At 66.0% G+C, this 15,811-nt stretch carries 15 protein-coding genes and 1 tRNA gene; 7 read left to right on the plus strand and 9 right to left on the minus strand.

The window, feature by feature from the left end; all coding sequences use genetic code 11:
* Positions 1-177: 177 nt before the first annotated feature.
* Both BME24068_RS16700 and BME24068_RS16705 read right to left on the minus strand, forming a co-directional pair.
* Positions 178-711: a cytochrome b gene (locus BME24068_RS16700; protein WP_174926732.1), complete on the minus strand. Its 534-nt coding sequence runs from the start codon at positions 709-711 to the stop codon at positions 178-180.
* Positions 708-1,796: a catalase family peroxidase gene (locus BME24068_RS16705; protein ID WP_174926733.1), complete on the minus strand. Its 1,089-nt coding sequence runs from the start codon at positions 1,794-1,796 to the stop codon at positions 708-710. Before BME24068_RS16705 ends, BME24068_RS16700 begins: the two co-directional genes overlap by 4 nt.
* A 157-nt stretch (positions 1,797-1,953) precedes the next feature.
* On the opposite strand from BME24068_RS16705, the gene BME24068_RS16710 reads away from it, so the two are divergent.
* Together BME24068_RS16710 and BME24068_RS16715 are read left to right on the plus strand one after the other, a co-directional pair.
* Entirely contained in the window at positions 1,954-2,472 is a 519-nt protein-coding gene (locus BME24068_RS16710; protein WP_174926734.1) for a sigma-70 family RNA polymerase sigma factor, read from the plus strand.
* Positions 2,469-3,230 carry an anti-sigma factor family protein gene (locus BME24068_RS16715; RefSeq protein ID WP_174926735.1) on the plus strand — a complete coding sequence of 254 codons (762 nt, stop codon included), beginning with the start codon at positions 2,469-2,471 and terminating at the stop codon, positions 3,228-3,230. The genes BME24068_RS16710 and BME24068_RS16715 overlap by 4 nt, the downstream gene beginning before the upstream one ends.
* Positions 3,231-3,702: 472 nt before the next feature.
* Here BME24068_RS16715 and BME24068_RS16720 read toward each other — a convergent pair whose 3' ends face one another.
* Genes BME24068_RS16720 through BME24068_RS16730 form a run of 3 tightly spaced genes read right to left on the minus strand, consistent with a single transcriptional unit; the run spans position 3,703 to position 4,526 of the window.
* The gene (locus BME24068_RS16720) at positions 3,703-3,993 is read right to left on the minus strand and encodes a hypothetical protein (protein ID WP_174926736.1); all 291 of its coding nucleotides are present in this window, start codon (positions 3,991-3,993) and stop codon (positions 3,703-3,705) included.
* 16 nt (positions 3,994-4,009) lie between these two features.
* Positions 4,010-4,168 carry a hypothetical protein gene (locus tag BME24068_RS16725; protein WP_174926737.1) on the minus strand — a complete coding sequence of 53 codons (159 nt, stop codon included), beginning with the start codon at positions 4,166-4,168 and terminating at the stop codon, positions 4,010-4,012.
* Between the two features lie 52 nt (positions 4,169-4,220).
* A complete protein-coding gene (locus BME24068_RS16730) occupies positions 4,221-4,526 on the minus strand; it encodes a hypothetical protein (protein WP_239008083.1) in 306 nt (101 codons plus the stop codon).
* 590 nt (positions 4,527-5,116) lie between these two features.
* Between BME24068_RS16730 and BME24068_RS16735 the strand changes: the two genes are divergently transcribed.
* Positions 5,117-5,193: transfer RNA gene (locus tag BME24068_RS16735), tRNA-Val, on the plus strand.
* A gap of 457 nt (positions 5,194-5,650) precedes the next feature.
* On the opposite strand, the gene BME24068_RS16740 is transcribed toward BME24068_RS16735, so the two are convergent.
* Together BME24068_RS16740 and BME24068_RS16745 are read right to left on the minus strand one after the other, a co-directional pair.
* A complete protein-coding gene (locus BME24068_RS16740) occupies positions 5,651-6,532 on the minus strand; it encodes a sigma-70 family RNA polymerase sigma factor (protein ID WP_174926738.1) in 882 nt (293 codons plus the stop codon).
* Positions 6,532-7,005, minus strand: a complete 474-nt coding sequence (locus BME24068_RS16745; RefSeq protein ID WP_096506779.1) for a carboxymuconolactone decarboxylase family protein — start codon at positions 7,003-7,005, stop codon at positions 6,532-6,534. The genes BME24068_RS16740 and BME24068_RS16745 overlap by 1 nt, the downstream gene beginning before the upstream one ends.
* A gap of 549 nt (positions 7,006-7,554) precedes the next feature.
* Here BME24068_RS16745 and egtB point away from each other — a divergent pair.
* The 4 genes from egtB to BME24068_RS16765 all read left to right on the plus strand — a co-directional run bounded on the left by egtB (position 7,555) and on the right by BME24068_RS16765 (position 10,581).
* On the plus strand, positions 7,555-8,775 hold the full coding sequence (gene egtB / locus BME24068_RS16750) for an ergothioneine biosynthesis protein EgtB (RefSeq protein ID WP_174926739.1): 1,221 nt from the start codon (positions 7,555-7,557) through the stop codon (positions 8,773-8,775).
* The gene (gene egtD, locus BME24068_RS16755; RefSeq protein WP_174926740.1) at positions 8,759-9,772 is read left to right on the plus strand and encodes an L-histidine N(alpha)-methyltransferase; all 1,014 of its coding nucleotides are present in this window, start codon (positions 8,759-8,761) and stop codon (positions 9,770-9,772) included. The genes egtB and egtD overlap by 17 nt, the downstream gene beginning before the upstream one ends.
* A gap of 235 nt (positions 9,773-10,007) precedes the next feature.
* Complete coding sequence (locus tag BME24068_RS16760) at positions 10,008-10,286, plus strand: hypothetical protein (protein WP_174926741.1); 279 nt, start codon at positions 10,008-10,010, stop codon at positions 10,284-10,286.
* A 37-nt stretch (positions 10,287-10,323) separates the two neighbouring features.
* Complete coding sequence (locus tag BME24068_RS16765) at positions 10,324-10,581, plus strand: hypothetical protein (protein WP_174926742.1); 258 nt, start codon at positions 10,324-10,326, stop codon at positions 10,579-10,581.
* A gap of 101 nt (positions 10,582-10,682) precedes the next feature.
* On the opposite strand, the gene BME24068_RS16770 is transcribed toward BME24068_RS16765, so the two are convergent.
* Together BME24068_RS16770 and BME24068_RS16775 are read right to left on the minus strand one after the other, a co-directional pair.
* A complete protein-coding gene (locus BME24068_RS16770; protein WP_174926743.1) occupies positions 10,683-13,718 on the minus strand; it encodes a type III restriction-modification system endonuclease in 3,036 nt (1,011 codons plus the stop codon).
* Positions 13,718-15,736: a site-specific DNA-methyltransferase gene (locus BME24068_RS16775; protein WP_096506773.1), complete on the minus strand. Its 2,019-nt coding sequence runs from the start codon at positions 15,734-15,736 to the stop codon at positions 13,718-13,720. Before BME24068_RS16775 ends, BME24068_RS16770 begins: the two co-directional genes overlap by 1 nt.
* Between the last annotated feature and the right edge of the window lie 75 nt (positions 15,737-15,811).

Below are 15,811 nucleotides of genomic sequence, written 5' to 3' on the forward strand. Positions count from 1 at the left end.
TTTCCGTTAGCGCGAAAGAGGCGTGATTCTAAGCACCCGCCCCCATCTCCGCAAGCCCCTTTGTGAAAATATTTTGACAAGGGGTGCAGGGAGCTCAGCTGAGCCGCCCCTAGTAATAGAAGCGATACGGCAGAAGCGCCCTCGGTAGTCCGCGAGCAGCTCCGCCGCATCCAGCGCTCACCGCCCCACCATCGCCCTCACCACACCATCCCGCCGGATCAACCCGTGATATAGCGCAGCAGCAAAGTGCGCGAGGAACGTCACGAAGAACAGGTAGGCCAACACCCGATGCGCGACCCGAAGCCAGGCAAACGTCACCGGATCAGCCGAAACCAGCGCCGGTAACTGCACGCCGCCACCCAAGATCACCGGATACCCGCCCGCCGACAGCATCGCCCATCCGATCAGCGGCATCGCGAGCATCAGCGCATACAACACGAGATGCGACCCATGCGCGGCGGCCTTCTGCCACCCCGGCAGATCCGCAGGCAACGCCGGCGGCTTCGACACGAACCGCACCACGATCCGCACACACACCAGCACCAGCACGGCGATCCCCAACGGCTTATGTAAAGCCACCAGGAAATCGTGTCGCTCGGAAACCGACGCCACCATCCCCACCCCGATAAATAGCATCGCGACGATCATCGCGGCCATCACCCAATGCAGCAGCCTCGCCGGCAAGCTAAACGTCGTAGAAGCTCTCATCATCGTCCCTCCGCACTCAATCGCGCCGCGCCAGCCACGCCGGCCTCTTCACTCGTCCTGCGCAGATACGAATCCGCATACGCCGCCGACCGCGCCGCCAGCAACGGATCCCCCGACACCTGAATCCCCTGCGGCAGCACCGTCGGGTCGTAATTCACGTCGCGGCATGGACCGCTGTCCTGCGGCTCCACGTGATCGAGCACGAGCGTCCCCGCATCGATCGTCGTCCGCTGCGCGGGCCAGGTCTTCGTCGCGTCGTCCACCGGGTCGCCAGGCTCGGCCAAAGTGACGAGCAGCTTCCACTTCTGCGCACCGTCCCCGATGCGCCGCGTCAGGTCCTGCTGCAACACGTTCGGATCGGCGGCCGTCGCGACGTCCCCGGCACCGGCCGTCTGCTCCGGCACGACCCGCCATCTCACCGCCTGGCGCTTGCCCGCTGCGTCGACGAAGTAGAACGCGTTCAGCCCGTAATAGCTTTCGGTGACGTAGCTCGCGCTCGGCTTCGCACCCTTCACCCATTTGAGGAAGGCGGCCGTCTCCGGGTGCGCGCCGAAAAATGCCTTCACCTTTGCCGGATCGGGCTTGCCCGTCGCCGGATCCGGCCGGGTCGCGAGCAGTTGCGCGTAGAACGCCTTCGGCGTCGCCACCGGAAACACCGGCATCGCGTTCATCCCGGTCCGCCATTGCTGGCCATCGGGTGCGGTGAGCTTCAGCGCCAGGCTGCGGATCGGCACGCTGCTGTCGGGCGCATAGGGATTGCCGCCCGGCAGCGCGAAGCGGCCGACTACCGGCGTGCGCACCGCCTTGAAGAACGGCGCGACCGAATACGCGCTCGCGGCGCCGCTGCCTTCGAAGTAACCGGTCACGCACACGCCCTTCGCGTGATTGCGCCGAAAGCCCGGATGCACGCCGCCGGCCGTCTGCAGCGCGTCGACGAGCCGGTGCGGGGTCAGACGCGCCGGCGCGAGCCAGCCGCCGACGTACCCGAACGCGACGGCCACGCCGGCCACCGCGCCGCCGATCACGGCCCAGCGCCACCACTCGCGGCCAGGCTCGCGCGGCGGCGAAGAAGAGGATGATTGCTTCATGGATGCACTCCCGATCGTCAGATCATTGTCGAACGGGCGTAGGACGCCAGCCGCGCCGCTTTATTCCATGAAGAAATTTTTCGTATGCTGACGGAATAAACGGTGCCGACCGGCGTCCTACGCGGCATCTCCACGCTTATCGGCTCGTGCCCCGGCCATGCCCTCAAACGCCCTCGACGACGACGCATTGCGCGAACTCATCCCCAGGCTGCGGCGCTTCGCGCTCTGGCTGGCGCGCGACGTCCATGCGGCCGACGATCTCGTCCAGTCGACGCTCGAGCGCGCGCTGTCGCGCTGGGCGAGCCGCCGTGACGACGCGTCGCTGCGCAGCTGGCTCTTCACGATCCTGTACCGGCAGTTTCTCGACGGCAAACGCAGCGCGAAACGCTACGCGTGGCTGCTCGGCAGCATCCGCACCGACGACGAGCCGCAATGGCCGTCCGCCGAACGCGAAGCGGCCGCGCGCGCGACGCTCGAAGCGTTCGGCCACCTGTCCGAAGAGCAGCGCAGCCTGCTGCTGCTGGTCGCGGTCGAGGGCTTCACGTATCAGGAAGTCGCCGACCTGCTCGACGTGCCGATCGGCACGGTGATGTCGCGGCTCTCCCGCGCACGCCAAGCGCTGCGCCGGCTCAGCGACGGCGAGCTTCCCGCTCCTTCCCTTCGATTGATGAAATGAACGCCCTCCGCCCAGACGAACACGATCTCCAGGCCTATGTCGACGGCCAGCTCGACGACGATGCGCGCGCCGCGGTCGAACGATATCTCGCGCTGCATCCGGAGAGCGCGGAACAGGTGAAGCAATGGCAGCAGGATGCGCAGCGGTTGCGGGCCGCGCTGGAAAGCGTGCGGATGCCCGGTGCAAATCCGGCGCTCGATCCGGCCGCGATTCGGGCGCGGCGTGCGGAGCGCACGCGGATGCGGTTCGCGATGGCGGCTTCGTTCGTGCTCTGCATCGGGCTCGGGACGTTCGGCGGGTGGCAGGCGCGCGGATGGAACGCGGCGCCGCCCATCGCGCCGATGAGCGATGCGGTCGAGGCTTACCGGATGATGGTGGTCGATCAGACCGCAAAGGTGGATTACCGTCCGACGGGTGCGGGAGACTTGCAGGGCTGGCTCACCAGGCGCGTCGGCGCGTCGGCGAAGCTGCCGGATTTGAGCACGGCGGGGTTCAGGCCGGTCGGCGGACGGTTGTTTACGACGGACAGTGGCGCCACGGCCGCGATGGTGCTCTATGAGGACGATGCCGGGCGGACGCTGAGCTTCTATCTTCGGCCGGCGGAATCGGAACACCGGCTGTTGCCGGCGGGGCAACGCGTGGACGGGTCGTTGCTGGCGCGGTATGGGTCGGTGCGCGGGCTGAACTTCGCGGTGGTCGGGCCGGCGGATAGTCTTGGGGAGACGGCGATTGTGCGGGCGCTTGATGCGCAGACGTAAGTGATACGATCCGCGGCCGCGCCGAACGGCCGCCTGAATGCGTCGTTGTACGGGCTGCCGGTCATCGGCCCGCTCCGCTCACCATTCGAGCACACAGCGTTTCGAGTGAGTTCGCCTGCGGGATATCCACATTTCGAACGTTACTGCGGTCGATGGCCCGTCCGATGATCGTCCCTCCGCTTCAAAACGCTCAAAGTACCGCCATATGGGCCTCACGGCCCGATGAAATCATCCGTCCGCAGAGCACTCACGTTTTTGTTGCACAGCATTTTGATTGGTTCCGCTGCGGGATTATCAACAACCGTCTCAACATGACGCGTGGCGCGAATAACTGAACGCGTCGAGTCTGCGTGTATCGCGAAATACGCAACGCACACGAACCACGAGTGTGCCGCAGCGTTTTCGATCGGGTTTGCGGTGGTTGTCCGCACCCATTGCAGTGCGTTCGCGATCTGCCAGCCCGGCTTCCGCGTCAGCGCTTCGGCGGCTTCGTCCGCCCTGCTACCAGCAAATGCCCGTGCTGCTCGCAGAAACACTCGTCATGCCAGCCGTAATGCGGATCGGCACATACCGAATGCCGCACATGCGCAGACAACGTAAGCGCGTGCAAATGAAGATCGTCACGTAGCGCTGCGAATACCCCTCCTTTCGTCGGCCAGTCCGCGCGGACAGGCTGCTCCGACAGCGCATTGCCGAGCTTCAGCTCCTCGCGAACGATAGCGTCGAGGTCAGCGCACAACGGCGCGGGTTGCATGAAGGTCATGATCGCTTCCCCTGGTTCACGCGGGTACGTCGTTGTTCATCACGCCGCTTCGCTTCAATACGTCTCGAAGACACACCGGACATACCCGCTCGCCGGCATCCCGCAGCTTCACGAACGTGGCGCGCTCGTCGATCTGGAATGTCAACTCGACGAGGTCGATTTCAGGCCTGAGCACCTTGCACGGGATCGTAGCGAAACGCCGCGACGCCCCATGAGCACGGTTCGAGTCACGCCTCTGTGGGATGCCCGCTCACCACCGTCAATCCCGAAGACTTCACGATCGACCGGACGATCTTCGACTCTGTGATGCTCGCATCGAGGAAGCGAATCGTATCGAACAGGATCGCGACGCGCGTCAGCCGCCCTTCAGCCATGTCGACCAGGCATTCGCCTGTGTGGCCACCGAAGGTGATCTGCTGCGAGACGCGATAACGCACCGTGCCGTTCTTCGACATCTGCACGGGCGAACACAGGCGCGCGCCGTTAGCGCAAACCGCACCGCTTTGCCAGTCAACCCGGATCGCCAATCTCATGTCGGCTGCTCGTTGCATCGTGAATGCCGGCGATTCTACAGACCAAGTCGTTCACTGATTGACCGCAGGCCTCACAGCCTGCCGATTCGGTTGTCCGTCCGTCGCACGCAGTGCATGTTCTGCCGGGATCACAGTCGACGGACTGTGCTTATCCCAAGGTGTTTACAGAGTTCGTATATATACGTAGTGATAGTTAACAAGCCTGCCGCCTCACTGTGGATAACCTCCCTAACGCCCTGAATTTTCAGCGCGAAACGGAATGCATAACCACGTTCGATGCACACGCAAAACTCTGTGGAGCACAGAACAACTTTTCGTCGATTCACAGCCGTGCCGACATATCCTCAATCGTTCCACTGTGAATTCAGAGGCTTTCCGGACGGTTATCCAGAGGCGAATGTGGATAACCCCACAGCGCATCGACACGTTTTGCTGTGACGCGAAGACGTGAAGCCAATGTCCCTGGCAGCGCCACGCGACATCGCGACATCGCGACATCGATAGTCAGCCCCCGCACGCATCCGATTCAAAAAATTTTCACGAAGGGGGTTGTGCTCCTCAAAAACCCTCTCTATAATTCGCGGCTTCTTAGGCTCGTAGCTCAGTTGGTTAGAGCACCACCTTGACATGGTGGGGGTCGTTGGTTCGAATCCAATCGAGCCTACCAACGAACAAAATGAAGGGGTCCGGCAGCGCGAATTGCCTACAGGTAATCCGGCTCGCCAAACATACAAACGCCACGCGGCAACATCGCGTGGCGTTTTTCTTTTTGCGGCCGAAACAACGCATGCAGCCCCGATGCGTTGCACGTTCCCCGAACGGCATCGCACTTCACCCGATCATCCCGCGCGCACTTCGACGGCCACCGCACGCCGGGCAGAATCGTCTGCGAATCGTCCACGAGAACAAGCGGCACACGTTGCGCACGTCTCGAATGCAATCCATCAAAACGACAAACGCGCGACCGAGAAAGCACACGATCATGTCCGAGGTTACGACCATCGCAACGCCCGTGCTCGGCTACGCAATGCTTGTGATTCGCAACATCGTGGTCGCGATGGGGTAACGAAGCCGCAGAAAGGAGGGCGGCGATGCCGTTTCAGGCATCCGCCGTACCGCGACCCTCAATGCAGGTGCTTCAACTTGTCAGGATTGCGTACGACATAGATCGCGACGATCTTCCCGTCATCGATCTCGAGCGCCGTGGTCTGCAGTTCGCCGTCGGCTTCCAGCGTGACGAACCCCGGCAACCCGTTGATGAACCCGGCCCGCACGAGCGTCGACGCCTGCGCGGCGAACAGCTCGGCCAGGTATTCGTGCACCTTCATCACACGCTCGAAGCCGAACACCGGCATGCCGGCGGCCGTGCGCTTGCCGCCGCCGTCCGCATGCAGGCTGACGTCCTCGGCGAGCATCGCGCCGAGCGCGTGCATGTCGCCGCTGCGCGACGCCGCGAAGAACGCCTCGGCCAGCTCGATCCCGCGCTGCTTCTCGACATGAAACCGCGGCCGTGCCTCGCGCACATGCGTGCGCGCCCGCGCGGCGAGCTGCCGGCACGCGGCCGGATCACGCTGGATCGTCGTTGCGATCTCGTCGAACTCGAGGCCGAACACGTCGTGCAGCAGGAACGCCGCGCGTTCGAGCGGCGACAGCCGTTCGAGCGCGAGCATCAGCGGCAGCGTGACGTCCTCCTGTTCATTTTCCTCGACGACCGGCTCGGGCAGCCACGGGCCGATATACGTCTCGCGCCGGTGTCGCGCGGACTTCAGCTGGTCGAGACACATGCGCATCACCATGCGGCGCAGGAATGCCTCGGGCACGCGCACCTCGGTACGATCGACGTCCATCCAGCGGATGAACGCGTCCTGCACCATGTCCTCGGCATCCGCGACGGAACCGAGCATCCGGTACGCGACGCGGATCAGCGTACGGCGCAGCGGATCGAAGCTCGCCGCCGCGTCGGCCCGGTCTTCGGCGCTGCCCGCAGCCGGATCGAGGATCGTCATCAGGCCACCACCTTGGCGGCGGCCTTCGCCTCGGCCGGATCGATCCACAGCCCGAAACCGACGGCGAGCCGGTTCCAGCCGTTGATCACGTTGATCATCAGCGTGAGTTTCACCTGTTCCTCCTGGCTGAAATGGTCGTTCAGCGCGGCATACGCCGCCTCGTGCGCAGCGTGGCCCTCCGACAGCCGCGTGAGCGCATCGGTCCAGCCGAGCGCCGCGCGTTCGCGGTCGGTATAGCAGGGTGCTTCGCGCCATGCGGCCAGCAGGTTGATGCGCTGCTCGGTTTCGCCTTGCTCGCGGGCCTCGACGGTGTGCATGTTAAGGCAGTTCGCGCACGCATTGATCTGCGACGCGCGGATCTTGACCAACTCGATCAGCGTCCGCTCGAGGCTCCTTTCCGCGGCGACCGACACGGTCATCCAGTCCTTCATCAGCGCGGGCGCGGCGGCAAACGGATTGAGTTTCGCAGTCATGGTTCCTTCTCCTTTCGTGTGGGTTCCGGTGATATGACGAGCGAGCACCCCGCGCGCGTGACATCGGCGCAAAAAATTTTCAAAGCTGCGAGACAAACCTGGCACTGAACGAAGGGCGGAGCAGTCGAGCAGGGCGCGGACGGCTGCGATCGCCATGTGTGGATCGCGGCGGAGCCGCATCGCGCAGCTTTTACGGGCGCGGCGCGAATGTCATCTGCCGTCAGCAGCGCAACGGGCTGCGATCCTCCGCGCAGCCCCGCCGTGCATGAGGTTCCGGCGGTTTGTCACACCGCCGCGCCGCGTCGCAAATACTTTCATTTTTCTTTCTGTTTTGGTTTCGCCCGAAATCCGATTCGCGACGTTCACATTTCTGGACCATACTGTTCTGCACGGGCAGACGAAGTGACGCCGCACCAGCGGCCCGGCGCGCGCGCCGGTTGCCCGGCGACGCAGCACCGAAGGTCGCACGTCAGCCGCGCGCATCCGAGCGCAAGGCTTTCCTTTTTCCGGCAACGCAACGCAGCGAATCGCGACGTGGACGGCAAACCGATGAGCCTCCTTGCATCCCAGCTTCAGCACCGTTACCAGGACGTGCGCGCCCATAGCGTCGCATTGACCGCGACGCTGTCCGCCGAAGACCAGGCCGTGCAGTCGATGCCCGACGCGAGTCCGGCGAAATGGCATCTGGCGCATACGACCTGGTTCTTCGAAACCGTCGTGCTGATGCGGCGCGTGCCCGGCTACGCGCCGTTCGACGACGCGTTCCAGTTCCTCTTCAATTCCTATTACGAAGCGCTCGGCCCGCGCCATCCGCGGCCGCAGCGCGGGCTGCTCACGCGTCCGTCGCTGGATGAAGTGCATGCTTACCGGCAGCACGTCGACGCAGCGATGCTGCACGCGCTCGCGAGCGCCGACCCGACGTTGCTCGAAGCGATCGCGCCCGAGATCGAGCTTGGCCTGCATCACGAGCAGCAGCACCAGGAACTGCTCGTCACGGACATGCTGCACGCGTTCTCGTGCAACCCGCTGAAGCCAGCGTTCCGGCCGCGCAACGGCGCCGATACGCAGGCCGCGCTGGCCGCAGGCGACGCAGGCCCGTTGCGCTGGCTGCCTCGGCCGGGCGGGCTCGTCGAGATCGGGCACGCCGGCGACGTGTTTTCGTTCGACAACGAACGGCCGCGCCACACGGCGCTCGTACGGCCTTGCGAGATCGCGAACCGTCTCGTGACGAATGCGGAATTCGCCGCCTTCATCGCGGACGGCGGCTACGCGCGTCCCGAATACTGGCTGTCCGACGGCTGGGCGACGGTGCAGCGGGAAGGGTGGCAAGGGCCCGCGTACTGGATCCCGGACGGTGACGGTGCCGCGCATGCATGGCGCATGTTCGGCCTGCACGGCGTGGAATCGTTCGCGCCCGATGCGCCCGTGTGCCACGTGAGCTTCTACGAAGCGGCCGCGTACGCGGAATGGGCGGGTGCACGCCTGCCGACCGAATTCGAATGGGAGGCCGCATTCGGCGCGGACGGCATTCGGCAGATGCTCGGGCACGTATGGCAGTGGACACGTTCGTCCTACGAGCCGTATCCGGGCTTTCGGCCGCTCGCGGGTGTCGCGGCCGAATACAACGGCAAGTTCATGGTCGGCCAGCAGGTCCTGCGCGGCAGCAGCATCGCGACGCCGCCGGGGCACGAACGGCCGACGTACCGCAATTTCTTTCCGCCGGCCGCGCGCTGGCAATTCACGGGAGTGCGACTTGCGCGAGACGTCTGACCTCAGGGCCGCGAGAGCTGGCCTGCAACCCGCCCGCGATTCGCGGCCGAGCGCATTCGAGCGCGACCTGATCGACGGACTGTCGCGCACGCCGCGCAGCATTTCGCCGAAATACTTCTACGATGCGACCGGCTCCGAGCTGTTCGATCGCATCTGCGAGCTGCCCGAGTACTATCCGACGCGCACCGAGCTCGGCATCCTGCGCGATCGCGCGGCCGAGATCGTGCAGCGTGTCGGCCCGCATGCGGACATCGTCGAATTCGGCGCGGGTTCGCTCGAGAAGATCCGCGTGCTGCTCGACGCGTGCGCGGACAACTACGCGAACGCGCCGGCGCGCTACGTGCCGATCGACATCTCGGCCGACTATCTACATGGCGCGGCCGCGCGGCTGAGTACCGCGTATCCGTGGCTCGACGTCGCGCCGATCGCGGCCGACTACACGAAGGCCGAGCAACTGGCCGAGCTGACCGCGACGTCGCGGCGGCGTATCGGCTTCTTCCCGGGCTCGACGGTCGGCAACTTCTCTCCGGAGGAAGCCGATGCGTTCCTGCGCGACGCGGCGCGCCTGTTGCGCGGCGGCGGACTGCTGGTCGGCGCGGATCTCGTGAAGGACGAGCGCACGCTGCATCACGCGTACAACGACGCGCAGGGCGTGACCGCGCAGTTCAACCTGAACCTGCTCGTCCGCGCGAATGCGGAGCTCGGCGCGGACTTCGATCTCGACGCGTTCTCGCATTGCGCGTTCTACGACGCCGAGCGGCAGCGCATCGAGATGCATCTGGTCAGCGACGTCGCGCAGACCGTGCACGTGCGCGGCCACGCATTCCGCTTCGAGGCCGGCGAGCGCATTCACACGGAGAATTCGCACAAATTCACGATCGACGGCTTCCATGCGATCGCGCGTCGTGCGGGCTTCGAGCCCGATACCGTGTGGACCGATGCGGACAGCCTGTTCAGCGTGCACTGGCTGCGCAGCGTCGACGATATTCGCGCGTAGCACGCGGCCGGCGAACCGCATGCCGGCAAAAAATTCCGCCTTCACCGCTTCGCTGATTCGATGCGCCGTTGCAACGGCGTGTCGAATCGGTTCTCACCCTTGTCCTGCAAGGCTTTGCGCCCCTCCGTAAACGTCCGTTACCGGTCTCGCAGACCGGTTTCACCTGTGTCTGCGTACGGTGCCTAGACTCCGAACCGTATTCACATGAAGCACGACACGTGCAGGGAGTCGCGAGATGAGCAAGAAATTCCTTCTCGGTGCAGTTCTCGGTGTAGCGGCGCTGGCAGCTTCGGGCGTCGCATCGGCCCACGTCGACCTGTCGGTCGGGATCGGCGTGCCGGGCGTCTACGCGGCGCCGGCACCCGTCTATGTGGCGCCGCCTCCGCCGGTGATGGTCGCGCCGGTCGGCTATCGCTATGACGACTGGCGCGCACGTCAGTGGCGCGAACACGAGTGGCGCCGCCATGAATGGCGCGAGCGCGAGTGGCGCGGACACGGCGGCCGCTGGAACTGACCGCCTCGCATGAACACGACAACAGGAGAGTGAATCCATGAAGCCCATTCGGCACATCAGGCTGTGTGCGACCGCCGCTGTCGTTGCGCTGGCAACGATCGGCAGCGCGCATGCGGCGGGCTGCATGAAAGGCGCGGTAGTGGGCGGCGTCGCCGGCCACTACGCGGGACATCATGCGGTCGTGGGCGCGGTCGGCGGCTGTATCGTCGGCCACCACATGGCGAAGAAGCACGAGCAGGAGCTGGCAGCGCAGCGCAGAGCCGCGGCGGCGCACGACATGCAGTCGGCGCAGTAAGCATCGTCGTCAACGGGGCAGTGCTTCGGCGCTGCCCCGTTCGTTTTTGCCGGCCGGCAACGGTCGATAAAAAAGGCGGCTCAATTCGGCCGCCCTTCGTTTCAGCGTCGCGCGCCCGCACGGGGCGCAACGGACGCGACAGGTTCGAACAACGCATCGGCCTGCCGGACGCGCATGAACCGCGCGGCGTCCCCGCCGTCCACCAGCGCACGGAAATGCGCTTCGCCGCACGCGAGCTTCGCGCGCTCGTGCTCGCTCGACACATCGCCATCCGCATTCGGCGTATCGACGACGAAGTACAACCGCTCGCCGCCGTCCTGCTCCGCGAGCACGGCCCAGTCCGGGTGATAGCTGCCGAGCGGCGTCGGCACGCGGAACCACGCAGGCAGCTTCGCGTATAGCTTCACGCCGTCGTGCGCTTCCAGCGCGTCGGCGAACGCGCGTTCCGCATCGGTGTCGCACACGACCGCCTCGTGGATCGCCTTCCGCGCATCGGGCCGCAGATTGCGCAGATAGCCGGTCAGCGCCTCGCTCTCGAACGATTCGAGCGCATGCACGTGGCGCTTGCCGAGCTTGCGATACGCGATGCCCGCCACCAGCGCGAGCCGCTTGCAGCGGTTGATCGCATCGGCCGCGAGCGCGATGAACTGCTGCGGATTCACGCGGAAATCGTCGAGCCGGCCGCTGTCGGCCAGGATCGTCGCGAGCGAACGGCGCGTGAGCTGCGTGCGGTCCTGCAGCTCGGTGAGCAGATCGGGCAGCGGCAGCTCGCCTTCGTCGATCAGCACGGTGCCTGCGCCGCCCACTTCGATCGCCTCGATGCCGGCCTTGCCGATGTCGATCTCGGCCTTGCGCCATTGCAGCCGTGCGCGCGCGATGTCCGGTGCGCTGCGCAGCGCGGCCGTGCAGTCGCGCACGAGTTTCGCGTTGTCGAATTCGACGCTGTACACGGTGCGATGGCGGATACGATCCCACAGCGCGCGGAAATCGTCGCCGAACACGACCGCCTTGCCCGATGCGTCGCGCCGCAACGCGATCGCGCGGCGCTCGTCCGCATTGCGCACCGCGAAACGGCCCGACAGCTTGCGCAGCGTCGCGACGATCGGCGCACGCAGCGTCTCGAACGCTTCGGGCAGCACGAGCGCGCTCTGGCGCAGCGCATCCTTCAGCCGGTCGAGCACCTTGCCCTGCGCGTCGACGTAGCCCTGCTCGTGCAGATGCGTCCACAGCACGCGCGACAGCTCGATGCCGAGCGCATGCGCGGGGCCGTCGCCTTCCTGCACCGGCAGCGCCGCGAACTGATGCTCCTCGACGATCCCGAAACGGATCCCGGTGTCGGCCTCGATTTCCTTCTGCAGGTTCTCGGCGAACGACTCGTAGCGCTCGGTCGCGATCACGGTGAGCGTGTTGACGCCCGGGTCGCGCACGCGCTCGCCATCCTGGTCGACGGCGAGGCGCAGCCCGCGGCCGAGCGTCTGGCGGCGCTCGCGTTCGGTCTGGATGTCGCGCAGCGTGCAGATCTGGAACACGTTCGGGTTGTCCCAGCCTTCCTTCAGCGCCGAGTGCGAGAAGATGAACTTCAGCGGCGTGTCGAACGACAGCAGGGCTTCCTTCTCGCGCATGATGAGGCCGTATGCGCGCTCCGCGTTCTCGCGGGCCGCGGCGCTGCTCTCGCTCGTGTCGGTCCAGCCGCCCTTGCGGTCGATCGAGAAGTAGCCGTTGTGCGCGCGTTCGACTTCGAGCGCGACGTCGACGCCGTCGAACAGCGCACGGTAGGCCGGCACGCGCGCCGCGCGCGCATATTCCTCTTCGAAGATCAACGCGTAGTCGCCCTTCACGGGCACGCCGTTCTCGTCGTAGCGGCGATAGCGCTCGACCGAATCGACGAAGAACAGCGACAGCACCTTCACGCCGCGCTCGGCCAGGCGCAATTCCTTGTCGAGATGCTCGCGGATCGTGCGGCGGATCATCTCGCGCTGCACGGCGAGCGTGTCGATGTCGCCGAATGCTTCGCCGAGCGACAGGAACGCCTCGCCTTCCGGATGGCGCAGCTCGACATATTCGGCGCCTTTCACCGCATGGACTTCGCCGATCCGCAGCCCCGCATACAGCGCGCGCTTGGTCAGGCGTTCGAGATCGTCGCCGTCGGTGGCCGACACGATCTGGCGCTTCACGCCCGCGGCCGTCGCGACGTCGAGCTCGATGCGCGCGCTGATCGCGCCGCGCCGGTTCGACACGCCGGCGAGCCGCACGTACGGCTTGTTGTGCGCATCCTCGACGATCGCCGACGCGATTTCGATCTGCTTGACGAGCTTGCGCTCGTACGCGTCGACGGCATCGAGCCGGTACACCATGTGGTGGCGGTCGACGTGCGTGGCCGAATAGCGCAGCGTGCAGAGCGGCGCCATCGCGGCGAGCGCTTCGCGCCCGCGCCCCTCGAGCCCGCCGTCGACGCTCTGCGGCTCGTCGACGATCACGATCGGCCGGGTCGCGCGGATCAGGTCGATCGGCTTCTCGCCGCCGGTCTTCTCGCTGTCCTTGTAGAGATTGTTGATCTCTTTCTTGTTGATCGCGGCAACCGTCATCACCATGATCTGGATCGCCGCGCTCGCCGCGAAGTGGCGCACCTGGCCGAGCTTTGCCGAGTCGTACAGGAAGTAGTCGTACGGCACGCCCGCGTACAGCGCGCGGAAATGGTCCTCGGTGATCGACAGCGTCTTGTGCACGCCTTCCTTGATCGCGATCGACGGCACGACGATCACGAACTTCGTGAAGCCGTAGCGGCGGTTCAGCTCGAAGATCGTGCGCAGGTACACGTAGGTCTTGCCGGTGCCGGTCTCCATCTCGACGGTGAAGTCGCGCGAGCCGGGCAGGCCGGACGGCGGCAGCCCGCCGCGCAGCTGCACGTCGGCGAGATTGCGCGCGAGCGCGTCGTCGGTCAGCGACAGCCGGTTGCCGACACCTTGCTCCGATACCGCGAAGCCGAGCGAGCCCTGCGCGGCGGCCGTCGTGCCGGGCGCGGCGTTCGCGAGCACGCTGAAGTCGCCGCGATACGATTCCTGGCCGCGAAACAGGTCGCAGACGGCGTCGATCGCCTCGCGCTGATAGTCGAGATCCGCTTCGAAATGCAGCCGCATCACAGGCTCCGCACGCGCTTCACGCCGTGCTGTTCGAGCAGCGCGGCGAGATTGAGCTTCGCGACGTCGTCGACGAAGCCGCTGTCGCGGAACAGGCACGTGACGTCGCGCGTCGCGTCGGTCGCGTCGAGCAGGTCGACGATGCCGTCGGCGAGCGGGCCCGCGTCGTCGCGCGCGATGCGCGCATCGAAGCACGCGACGATCGAGCGGCCGATCAGGTGCACGGTCTTGCCGGCCACCTGGTGATGCTCGACCGGCGTGCACAGGTCGAGCCCGAGCTTCAGCGTCAGTTCGGCGAGCAGGTCGTCCTCGGTGCGGCCGGTCTTCACGTGCTCGACGGATGCGAAGAGCGCATGGTCGAAGTCGTCGCGACGCGGATCCCACTCGATCACGTTGGTCGTGTCGAGCCGGTATACGCGGAAACCGAGGTCGCCATAGCTTTCCGGATAGTCGCGCGCGACCTGCTGCGCGGCGCGGCGCAGGCGCTCCTTCGTGACTTCGGCGAGCGTCAGCGGCTTTTTCAGCTTCGCGCAGAAATCGGCGGCGGCCAGCTGCGTCTTGTCGCGGCGGTCGAGCGCCTCGGGCAGCTGCACGAGGATGTAGCGGCGCGCGCCGCCGTCGGTCGCGTTCACCTGCATCACCGCGTGGCCGGTCGAACCGGAGCCGGCGAAGCAGTCGAGCACGATGTCGTCGCCGCGCGTGCACCAGCCGATCACGGCCGCCGCGAAATCGACGGGCTTCGGCAGGTCGAACGGGATGCCGAGCGTCTTGAGCAGCGCGTCGTCGGAGCCGGCGAACGGCAGCACCGACGGCACGTTCTCGTACATGTTCTCGTCGAGGTAGTAGATCCGCTGCGGCTGCGTGGTTTCATCCGGGCCGAATTCGATCTGGCCGCGCTCGATCAGCGCCTGCATCGTTGCGGGCGGATTGCGCCAGCCGCGCGCCGGCATCGCGCACGGCTTGCCGGTGACCGGGTGGGTCAGCGGCGTGAAATACTCTTCCGGCGCCTTCTTCTTGTTCGGCCACGCCATCGACACGAGGCGGTACACGCGGCCTTCTTCCGACAGGCGGTCGTACATCACTTCGCCGCCGGACAGGTTGGTCTGCGCCTTCATCCACGCGCGGTATGCCTTCTGCGCGTCCTTCGCGTTGCCGCTGCGGTACATCGCGTCGTGCGCGGCGTCGAGCATGCGCTGCGCGTTGCGCTTCGGGCGCTTGAGCGGCGCCTGTTCGAGCAGCGTCTCGGCGTTGCGCGCGAACAGCACCAGCGATTCGTGCTGGTACGCGACGCCGCGCGCGTCGCCCTTCGGGTTGCGCTTGTCCCACACGGCGACGCCGAGCTCGTTCTCCTCGCCGAAGATCTCGCGCAGCATCAGCACGAGCGCATGCACTTCGTGCTCGTCGATGTGCACGGCGATCAGCCCTTCGTCGGACAGCAGCGCGTGCGCGAGCTTCAGGCGCGGATACATCATGTTCAGCCAGTCGGTGTGGAACCGGCCGTTCGCCTCGGTATTGGTGCTGCGCTTCACGCCGGCGTCGGTCTGGCCCGTCATCGCCAGGTAGTGGCGGATGCTGTCGCTGAAGTCGTCCGGATAGACGAAATCGCTGCCGGTGTTGTACGGCGGGTCGATGTAGACGAGCTTCACCTTGCCCGCGTAGCTCTTGTGCAGCAGCTTCATCACGTCGAGGTTGTCGCCCTCGATCACGAGATGGCGCGTGTCGTCCCAGGCGACGCTGTCGTCGGGGCACGGGCGCAGCGTGCCCGTCGACGGCGTGAGCGCGGCCTGGCGGGCGCTGCGCTTGCCGTGCCAGTGGAAGCCGTAGCGCTCGTCGGCGTCGCCGACGGTGCGCTCGCCGACCAGCGCCTTCAGCACGTCGACGTCGACCGACGCGCCGTCCGGGCCTTCGGTCACGAGTTCGGGGAACAGCGCCTTCAGGCGCGCGACGTTGTCGGCGGTGAAATCCGTCGACATCGCCTGCGGGCTCGCCGCATCGAGTTTCTGCATCGTTTTTTCCATCGGAACCCGGCCGCGTGCGCCAGGACGTCGGGCGCACTCACGGCTCCGGCGGCAACAGCCACCCGGGCAAACCCG

Source organism: Burkholderia anthina (assembly GCF_902498995.1).
Taxonomy (GTDB): domain Bacteria; phylum Pseudomonadota; class Gammaproteobacteria; order Burkholderiales; family Burkholderiaceae; genus Burkholderia; species Burkholderia anthina.